Genomic DNA, 8,275 nt, shown 5'->3' with positions numbered 1-8,275 from the left:
AAACCACCCAGAGGGGTCGCACCACGTCGGAAACCTCTAGTTCTGGTGGGCGCGTGTACCGTGGGGGGGGGGGTGGGGGGCTCCGCCCCTCCCCCCCCCCCCCCCCCGCGCCGCACGCCCCGGCGGTCCGCCGCCGGCAGCCGCGCGGCGCGACCAGCCCGCAACCGCGAGAGCCGGCCCGGAACCGCGAGGACCGGCCCCATCACGAGAACCGGCTGAAACCGTGACACGAGCCGCCTCCCGCCCGCGGATCCGCCGCGTCTACGACCCGGCCGGACCCGGGGACGGCGTACGGGTCCTGGTCGACCGCCTCTGGCCGCGCGGCCTGTCCAAGGCGGACGCGCACGTCGACCAATGGCCCAAGTCCCTCACCCCGTCCACCGGGCTCCGCCGCTGGTACCACGCCGCGGACGGCGACGCGTACGAGGAGTTCCGACGGCGTTACGAGGCCGAACTCGCCGGACGGGAGGCCGCCGAGGCGCTCGGCCGGCTGCGCGAACTCGCCCGCGCGGGACCGCTCACCCTGCTCACCGCCTCCAAGGACCCCGACCGCAGCCACGCGGCCGTGCTCCTGGAGCTGCTCACGGGGTGACCGGACGGGGGTCGGCCTCCGCGGCCCGGGGCGCGGGCACGGGCGCCGGATGACCGGCCGTCAGCAGGAGCACCCCGCGCGCCGCCACCGCCCCCGAGGCCGCCGCCACCAGCCACCCGACCGGGCCCGCCCGGAACGTCTCGCCCAGCAGCGCCACCCCGATGACGGCCGCCACCGCCGGGTTCGCCAGGTTCACCACCGCGAGCGGCGCAGCCAGCCCGCCCCGGAACGCCGCCTGCGACAGCAGCAGCCCGCCCGTGGCGAACACCGACACCAGCACCGCCAGCAACGCCGTCTGCCACCAGGTCATCGGCCCGCCGGGCAGCTCCCGCGCCAGCGACGCCGTGACCGTCTGCGTCAGCGCCGACGCCACGCCCGACGCCACGCCCGAGGCGGTCGCCAGACCCAGGCCGCGGCCCCCGCGGCGTACCAGCACGGCGATGCCCGCCGCCGTCACCGCGGCCACCGACAGGGCCTCGGGCAGCGACAACGCGTCACCCGGCGTCGCCGGGCCCACCACCGCGACCAGGCCCAGCAGCCCGCCCAGCGTCCACAGCGCGCCGCGCCACTCCAGCCGGGTCACCCGCCGCCGCTCGTAGTACGCCCCCACGGGCAGCGCGGCGACCAGGGTCAGCGCGCCGAGCGGCTGGACCAGGGTGAGCGGCCCGTAGTGCAGCGCCGCGACGTGGGTGAGCGCGCCCGCCGCGTTCAGCCCGACCGCCCACCACCACAGCGGCCGGGCGAGCAGCGCCCTGGTGCCCGCGCCGCCCGAGGCCAGCCGCGCCTGGGCGACCGCCGCCAGGGCGTACCCGGCCGCGGAGGCCAGCGAGAGCAGCAGGGCGAACAGCGTGGCCCTCATCGCGGCACCGCCCACAGCCGGGCCGGCGACAGCCACCGGGCGGCCTCGGGCAGCCGGACCAGCGCGAGGGCGGCGGCCAGCAGCACCGTGGCCACCACGGCGTCCAGCCAGTAGTGGTTGGCCGTACCGACGATCACCAGGAGGGTGACCAGGGGGTGCAGCAGCCACAGGGCCCGCCACCGGCCGCGCGTGGCGGCGATCAGCCCGATCGCCACCATCAGCGCCCACCCGAAGTGGAGCGACGGCATCGCTGCGAACTGGTTGGCCATGCCGTCCGTGGCGGGCGTGGCGCCGTACACGGACGGCCCGTAGACCCGCGCGGTGTCGACGAGCCCGGCCTCCGCCAGCATCCGGGGCGGCGCCAGCGGCACCAGCAGGTGGAGCGCGAGGGCGGCGGCGGTCAGCAGCGCCAGCGCGCGGCGCGCCCAGACGTAGTGGCCGGGGCGGCGCCAGTAGAGCCAGCCCAGGAAGGCGACCGTGGCGGGGAAGTGGACCCAGGCGTAGTACGCGTTGGCGGCGTGCACGAGGGTCCCGCCGTCCAGGACCACGTCCTGCACCCAGCCCTCGCCCGGCAGGTGTACGGCCCGCTCCAGGTCCCACACGCGGTCCGCGTTGCCGAAGGCCCGGGCCTCATGCCCGTTCGCCAGCGACCGGCCGAGCTTGTAGACGAGGAACAGCGCTGTCACCAGCACCAGTTCGCGTACCAGGGGCGGCCGTGGGGCATCGGTCGTCTCCGGCTCGGCATGACGTGTCCCGGCGGTCCCGGCAGCCATTTCCCGGCCTCATTCGCAGATCAAAACGGAAGCAAACGAGTGAAAGCGTAGATCTGATTTTATCGAGACGCAAGCGTATCGATACGTTTGCGTCTCGATTGAGCACCACGTAATCTCGTACGTGCAAGAAGGCACCCCGTCCTTTCCGTGGAGGAACCGATGTCCACGCAGGCCGCCACGGCCGCCCGGACCGGCACGCGCCGCAGCAGGATCAGCCCGGAGCGCGAGCTGGAGCTGTACGGGGCCGTGCTCGACCTGCTGCGGGAGCGGGGCTACGACGCCGTGACCATGGAGGGTGTCGCCGCCCGCACGAAGTGCGGTAAAGCCACCCTCTACCGCCAGTGGAAGACCAAGTCCCAGCTGGTGACGGCCGCCCTCGCCAGGAGCAGGTGCAGCCTGTTCACCGGTATCGACACCGGCTCCCTGGCGGGCGACCTGCGCGCGGCCGCCCTGGCCGCCGCGGGACGCCGCGGCCACGACACCGAACTGATGGAGGCCGTCGGGCAGGCCTACCTCCAGCACCCCGACCTGCGCCGGGCGCTGCGCGAGACGGTCATCAACCCCGAGGTCGCCGCCCTCGACGCGATGCTCCGGCGCGGTGTCGAGCGCGGGGAGATCGCCGCCGACAACCCGGCCATCGCCTTCGTCGCCCCCGGCCTCCTGGGCATCCTGCGCATCGAGCGGCTCTTCGACGACCGGTTCGGCCAGGAGGACGCGCTGCCGGCGTACGTCGAAGCCGTGATCCTCCCGGCCCTGGGGCTCGGTCCCTCGGACGTCTGACGGCCGCCCCGCCGTCTCCCCGGCGCCGCGCCTCCGGGCACCACGGACGGACCGCGCGCTGTTCGTCGCGTACGCCCGCCCACCGTGACGAGATCCGCTACACCCTCGACGTCACCGGTCGCTCACCACCCCCACCTCCGCCATGTCGCCTTCGGCCACGGCACAGCACGGCCGCCCCGCCCCGCGTCCGACCGCCGGCCTCGGCCCGCCGGGGGCACGACGTCGTGATGCCCCCACCCTGCCGCACCGCTCGCCCCGGACCCGCCACGTCACGTCGCAGCCACCGGCGAGAGCGTCCTCCCGTCCCCCGCCCCGGGCCGGCGCTCAGCCGAGGAGCCTCGGCGCCCGGGCCGACGCGTCCACCGGACCGTCCAGCCGCTCCGCCAGCGACCGCGCCCAGGCCACCAGGCCGGCCACGTCGATCCCGTAGGGACGATGGCCGAACGCCCCGATCCGGTCCGCGCCCCGCAGCAGCAGCCGGGCCCCGCCCGCCGTGTTGCCCCGGGCGGCATGGGTCAGGCCGACCGCCAGCTGCGCCAGACCCCGCCACAGCTCCCGTTCCTCCTCGGGGGCGGACTTCCAGGCATCCTCCAGGACCTCGTGGGCGTGGAAGGGCATCCCCCGGTCCAGCAGCCGCTGCGCCTCCCGTACGGACTCGTCCGGGGTGCGCACCACCCCTTCGGGCTGCCGTTCCACCCCCGCCTCGCCGTACGGCAGGGGGCGCCCCAGCCCGTCCCGGGGGCGCGCGTTGCGCGCCCGGCCCTCCTCGTCCCGGTCCCTCCGCGTCCTGTTCACGCCCCAATTGTCACCCGTCCGGCGGGTGGCGTCCCCACCATGTCCGCCGACCGGGGGACCGGGTTACGCTCGGCTTGCCACGGAGTGTGGGGACTCGATGGGGTACTCGTGGGGAGGGAGGGCGATGCTGCCGTCCCGGCCGGAACACCGGCTTGCCGTACCGCTGTTGGAGCGGCAGCCCGAGCTCGCCGCAGCCGCCCGCGCCGTGCAGGCCCTGTGCGGCCCGGCCGCCACCGGCGGCCTGCTGATCTACCGGGGCGAGGCCGGGATCGGCAGGACGGCCCTGCTCGCGGCGGTCCGCCGCGTCGCCGGGGACCGGTGCACCGTCAGCGGCGCGTGCGGCGGCGAGACCGTCACCTCGGTGCCCTTCCACCTCGTACGGCAACTGCTGCGTCCGGTGCTGGCCGACCTCACCGACGACGGGGTCCGGCGCCTGCTCGGCGACTGGTACGAGGTCGCCGCCCCCGCCCTCGGCCTCGCGGCCCCCGGCGGGCGGGCGGCCGACCCCCAGGGCGTGCGCGACGGCCTGGACCGGTTCGCCGCCCGCCTCGCCGAGTGCCACCGGGACCGGCCCCTCGTCCTGCTCGTCGACGACGCGCACTGGGCGGACGGCGAGTCGCTGGCGTGGCTCGCGTCGCTGGCGGTGAGCCTGCCCGGCCTGCCCCTGCTGGTCGTCCTCGCCCACCGCGCCGATCCGCCGCCCGGCGCGGCCCGCCTGCTCGACCGCCTCGGGGACGCCGCCCGGCTGCGGGTCACCCTGCACCCCTTCAGCCCCGGAGCGACCGCCGAACTGGCCCGCGCCACCCTCGGCGACCGGGCGGACGACCCGTTCTGCCGTGAGGTCTGGACGGTGACCGGCGGCAACCCGTACGAAACCGTCGAACTGCTCGCCAAGGTCCAGGACCGGATGCTCGACCCCGTCGAACGGTCGGTGGGCCGGCTGCGCGACCTCGGCGCCTCCTCGCGAGACAGCGGTCTCGTCGCCCGGCTGGAGCGCCTCGGCACCGGCCCCACCCGGCTCGCCCGGGCCGCCGCCGTGCTGGGCACCGGCATCACGCGCGGCCTGGCCGCCTCCCTCGCCGGGATGACCGCCGCGGAGGCCGCCGACTGCGCCGAACGGCTCCGGGAGGCCCGTATCGTCACCGGCTCCGAGCCGCTGGAGTTCGCCCACCCGCTCGTCGCCTCCGCCATATACCGCTCCATTCCGCCCGCCACCCGCACCGCCCTGCACGGCCGGGCCGCCTGGGCCGTCGCCGGCGCCGGTCTCGGCGCCGCGGCCGCCTCCCGCCACCTGCTGGAGATCCATCCGGACGACGACGAGGAAGTCGTCGCCCAGTTGCGCGAGGCCGCCCGCGAGCACCTGGCCGTCGGCGCCCCGGACGCCGCCCGCCGCTGCCTGGAACGCGCCCTCCAGGAACCCCCGCCGCCCCACGTGTACGCACGGGTGCTGTACGAACTCGGCTGCGCCGCCCTCCTGACCTCGCCCGCCGCCACCGTCCGCCACCTCCGCTCCGCCCTCGCCCTCCCCGGACTCGACGGCGACCTGCGCACCGACGCCACCTGCCGCCTCGCCCAGGCCCTCGCCCACAACGACCAGCTGCGCGAGGCCGCCCATTGCGTCGCCACCGAAGCCGCCCGCGCACCCGAGGGGCCCTCACGCACCCGTCTGCGAGCGGCCCACTTCATGTACGAGGCGTTCCGGGCCACCGAGGAGGACGGGGCCGGCCGCTCCCGCCGCCTCGCCGAGCTCGCCGACCACCTCCCCGGCGCCGACAACGCCGAACGGGCCCTGCTGTCGCTGCGGGCCTTCGACGCCATGCTGCGCGGCGAGGACGCGGAACACGTCCTCCACCTCTGCGACCGTGCCCTCGTCGACGGCCGCCCGGCCCACGGCCTGGGCTGGACCGACACCGAGTGGGGCTTCGAGACCCCCGCCGTGGTGGGTGTCGCCTACGCCTTCACCGACCGGCCCGACCGGGCCCTGGCCCTGTTCGAGGAAGCCGTACGCGCCTACGAGATCTCCGGCTGGAGGGGCGCCCACCTCGCCTTCGCGCACACCCTCCTCGGCCTCGCCCACCGCCGCCGCGGCGCGCTGGTCGAAGCCGAGGGCTTCCTGCGCGAGGGCCTCCGCCTCGCCGGCCGCGTCGGCAGCGGACTCCCCGTCCAGTGGGACGCCGCCTGTCTGCTCATCGACACCCTGCTCGCCCGCGGCCGGGTCGCCGAGGCACGCGACGTCGCCACCCGCCACCGCTTCGGTCCACCGTGGCCGAGCGCCATGATCCTGCCGGACGGCCCCTGCGTCCACGCCCGCCTGCTCCTCGCCGAGGGCCGTACCGGGGAAGCGGTCACCGGGCTGGAGGCGGCCGGCCGCGCCCTCGAGGCCCGCGCCCGGCACAACGGCCTCTGGGCCCCCTGGGCCTGCGACCTCGCCCGGGCCCTGGCCACCGACGACGCCACCCGCGCGGCCCGCCTCGCCACCCGCGCCCGTGTGCAGGCCGAGCGCTTCGGCACCGACACGGCCATCGGCGAAGCGTTCCGCTGCGCCGCCCTGTTCGCCCGCCCCGAGGAGGCCGTCCCGCTCCTGGCCCAGGCGGTCCGCCACCTGGCGGCCTCCCCGTCCGCCTATGAACACGCACAGGCCGTCCACGAGTACGCCCTGGCCGTACGCAGCCCCGGGGAACTCACCCGCGCCGCCGCCCTGGCCGGCGCCTGCGGCGCCGACGCGCTCGCCGCCCGCGCCCTCGACGACCGCGCCCGCCTCACCCGCGACACGGACCCCGCCCCGGAGTGAGGTAATCTTTTCCCTGCGCGCTCACCCCGGCATCAGCCGAGGCACCCGCGCATCGGGACGTGGCGCAGCTTGGTAGCGCACTTGACTGGGGGTCAAGGGGTCGCAGGTTCAAATCCTGTCGTCCCGACTGTGTGAGAACGCAGCTCGGAGGCCGTGGCGGAGATGTCCGCCACGGCCTCCTGCCGTTGCGCGGGTGCGCGCGGCGGGTGCGTGCAGGGGAACCGGCGGGGCACCGGTCACGGGAGGGAGCGGCCGGTCAAGAGGTGGCGCAGGCCGTTCCGTTCAGCGTGAAGGCCGTCGGGCGGCCGGTGTCGCCGGTGTGGCGGGCCTGGAAGCCGAACCGAACGCTCGCCCCGGCCGGAAGCGCGGCGTTGTAGGGGGCGTTCGTCGCGGTCACGGTGCCGTCCGCCGGGCTGTAGGTCGCGCCCCAGCCGGAGGTGACGGTCTGCCCGGCGGGCAGGGTGAAGACGAGCGACCAGGACGTGAGGGGCGCGCCGCCGGTGTTGGTGAGGGTGATGGTGGCGGTGAGGCCGGTGTTCCAGGCGCTGCTCGTGTAGGCCACGTGACATGCCCCGGGAGTGTGGTCCGGCGGGGTGGTGGTGCCGTCCAGCCCGAAGAACGTGATGACCCGCGCCGCCATGCCGCCGGCCGGCAGGGTGTGGCCGGCGCCCTGGACGCTGATGGCCTCGACGGGGGCCTGGGCTCCGGTGCCGCCGTAGCGCGTGCGGGTCCAGTCGGCCTGGGGGCGGTCCGTCGCGGTGGGCGTCCGGCTCACGCCGTGGACGTCGGTCCACTGGTCGATCTGCTCGGTGAAGTTCGGGTACCGCAGGGTGCTGTCCTCGGTGCCGTGCCAGATCTGCATCCGGGGCCGTGGCCCGGTGTACCCGGGGTGGGCGGCGCGGACCAGGTCGCCCCACTCCCGGGGGGTGCGGTCGACGGTGCCGTTCGCGCAGGCGCTGTTCCAGCCCGATCCGTCGGTGGTGGCGAAGCAGGAGTGCGGTACGCCCATGAAGGCCGCGCCGGCCCGGAAGACGTCCGGGTAGTTGCCGAGCAGCACGTTGGTCATCATGGCGCCCGAGGAGGCGCCGGTGACGTACGTCCGCGCGGGGTCGGCGCCGTAGTGCTGCCGTACGTGTTCGATCATGGACCTGATGCCCACGGGGTCGCTGCCCCCGTCGCGCCGGAGGGCCTGCGGCGAGGAGACGTCGAAGCAGTTGCCGCTCCTGGTGGCCGACGGGTAGACGACGATGAAGCCGTACCGGTCGGCCAGCGGGGCGAACTCCGTGCCCGCGTGGAAGGCCGGGCCGGATCCCGTGCAGTAGTGCACCGCCACCAGTACCGCGGGACGGGGCCGCACGGTGTCCGGTACGTACAGGTGCATGCGCAGACTGCTCGGATTGGCGCCGAAGTTCGTCACCTCGGTGAGCGTGGCCGCCGAGGCGGGGGGCGCGGCGACGGCGAGAAGCAGCCCCGCGAGGAGGGACAGGACGGTGACCGCCGCCGCGGTGAACGAGGTTTTCCGTGACCGCCTCCCGGCGGACGTCTTTCGAGTCGGGTCGTCGGACATCGGGATCCTTCCTTGCCCGGGCGCGGGGGGGGGGGGGGGGGGGGGGGGGGGGGGGGGGGGGAGGGCGGGGGGGGGGGGGGGGGGGGGGGGGGGGGGGGGGGGGGGGGGGGGGGGGGGG

7 protein-coding genes and 1 tRNA gene are annotated in these 8,275 nt (G+C 76.0%); 4 read left to right on the top strand and 4 right to left on the bottom strand.

The annotated features are described in order from the left end of the window. Nucleotides 1-223: 223 nt before the first annotated feature. Entirely contained in the window at nt 224-592 is a 369-nt protein-coding gene (locus AC07DW_RS17715) for a DUF488 domain-containing protein (protein ID WP_478858577.1), read from the top strand. On the opposite strand, the gene AC07DW_RS17710 is transcribed toward AC07DW_RS17715, so the two are convergent. Both AC07DW_RS17710 and AC07DW_RS17705 read right to left on the bottom strand, forming a co-directional pair. After that, the gene (locus AC07DW_RS17710) at nt 582-1,451 is read right to left on the bottom strand and encodes a DMT family transporter (RefSeq protein ID WP_478858576.1); all 870 of its coding nucleotides are present in this window, start codon (nt 1,449-1,451) and stop codon (nt 582-584) included. The two genes, AC07DW_RS17715 and AC07DW_RS17710, sit on opposite strands and share 11 nt — an antisense overlap. Next, on the bottom strand, nt 1,448-2,224 hold the full coding sequence (locus AC07DW_RS17705) for a phosphatase PAP2 family protein (protein ID WP_478858575.1): 777 nt from the start codon (nt 2,222-2,224) through the stop codon (nt 1,448-1,450). The genes AC07DW_RS17710 and AC07DW_RS17705 overlap by 4 nt, the downstream gene beginning before the upstream one ends. 159 nt (nt 2,225-2,383) lie before the next feature. Here AC07DW_RS17705 and AC07DW_RS17700 point away from each other — a divergent pair, with 159 nt between their 5' ends. Further along, nucleotides 2,384-3,004, top strand: coding sequence for a TetR/AcrR family transcriptional regulator (locus tag AC07DW_RS17700; protein ID WP_478858574.1), 621 nt, complete (start codon nt 2,384-2,386; stop codon nt 3,002-3,004). 324 nt (nt 3,005-3,328) lie between these two features. On the opposite strand, the gene AC07DW_RS17695 is transcribed toward AC07DW_RS17700, so the two are convergent. Next, nucleotides 3,329-3,799 (bottom strand): DUF309 domain-containing protein, encoded by a 471-nt coding sequence (locus tag AC07DW_RS17695; protein WP_478858573.1) that lies wholly within the window; start codon nt 3,797-3,799, stop codon nt 3,329-3,331. A 124-nt stretch (nt 3,800-3,923) separates the two neighbouring features. On the opposite strand from AC07DW_RS17695, the gene AC07DW_RS17690 reads away from it, so the two are divergent. Both AC07DW_RS17690 and AC07DW_RS17685 read left to right on the top strand, forming a co-directional pair. Beyond that, a complete protein-coding gene (locus tag AC07DW_RS17690) occupies nt 3,924-6,590 on the top strand; it encodes an ATP-binding protein (protein WP_478858572.1) in 2,667 nt (888 codons plus the stop codon). 53 nt (nt 6,591-6,643) lie between these two features. Then, nucleotides 6,644-6,717: transfer RNA gene (locus AC07DW_RS17685), tRNA-Pro, on the top strand. 129 nt (nt 6,718-6,846) lie between these two features. On the opposite strand, the gene AC07DW_RS17680 is transcribed toward AC07DW_RS17685, so the two are convergent. Beyond that, nucleotides 6,847-8,157, bottom strand: a complete 1,311-nt coding sequence (locus tag AC07DW_RS17680) for an extracellular catalytic domain type 1 short-chain-length polyhydroxyalkanoate depolymerase (protein ID WP_478858571.1) — start codon at nt 8,155-8,157, stop codon at nt 6,847-6,849. Nucleotides 8,158-8,275: the final 118 nt, after the last annotated feature.

The organism is Streptomyces sp. NPDC045701, assembly GCF_056432045.1.
This window is presented reverse-complemented; position numbering and strand designations above follow the sequence as displayed.